The sequence below is a fragment of the Streptomyces milbemycinicus genome (assembly GCF_002154605.1).
Lineage (GTDB): Bacteria > Actinomycetota > Actinomycetes > Streptomycetales > Streptomycetaceae > Streptomyces > Streptomyces milbemycinicus.
The window spans coordinates 1-903 of sequence record NZ_MUNE01001017.1 but is presented as its reverse complement, the minus strand read 5'-3'; the positions used below and the strand labels follow the sequence as shown (position 1 = coordinate 903).

Annotated in this window: 1 pseudogene; it reads left to right on the top strand. The window is 67.3% G+C overall.

Annotated features, from left to right (window positions below):
* Positions 1–814 (top strand): annotated as a pseudogene (locus tag CCN51_RS50500) (alpha/beta fold hydrolase); the annotation flags it as partial.
* Positions 815–903: the final 89 nt, after the last annotated feature.

Below are 903 nucleotides of genomic sequence, written 5' to 3'. Positions count from 1 at the left end.
CCGGCGGTGGTGCTGCTGCACGGCGTACCCAAGACCGGCCACCACTGGCGATACCTCGTCCCCAAACTGACGCCACATCACACCGTCGTCGTACCGGACCTCCGCGGCCTCGGCGACTCCGCCCACCCCGCGGACGGATACGACTCCGCGACGATGAGCGACGACATCGCCGCGCTGATGACCCACCTCGGCCACGCGTCCTACAGCGTGATGGGGGAGGACTGGGGAGCGGTCATCGGCTACCAACTCGCCGCCCGCCACCGCGCTCACGTCAACGCCCTGGTGTTCGCCGAGGCGCTGTTCCCCGGGTTCGGCTTCGAGAACCACACCGCTCTCACCCCCGAGAACGTCTCGAGCGGGATGCACCTGTGGGCATCTGGGCTTCTATTTCCAGCCTGACGTCCCCGAGATGCTGATCGCCGGCCACGAGCGTGAACTCATCACCTACATGCTGAAGAACGAACGCAGCCACCCCGACACAGCCACCGCCGAAGCAGTCGACGAATACGTGCGCTGCTACTCCATGCCCGGCGGCATCCGCTCGATGCTGGCCATCTATCGGGCGATGCTCATCGACGCCGAACAGAACCGGCAGGCAGCCCAGAAGAAGCTGGACATTCCGGTGCTCGCCCTTGGCGGCTCGGCCTTCATCGGCGACCGCAACGAGACCCAGATGCGGATCATGGCCCACGACGTCACCGGCCACGTCTTCGACGCCGGACACGACCTCGCCGAGGAAGTACCGGACGAGGTGGCCGCCGTGGTACTGCCGTTCCTGGCCCTAACGCCGGGGGCAGGGGATCTCGGGGCGTAAGCCGTGGGGGCCGACGACGTCTTCTCCGGCGGCGAGGGCTTTGGTGGTGTGCTGCGCTTCGCTTCGCGTGTGCCTGTGCGCCGTCTCGC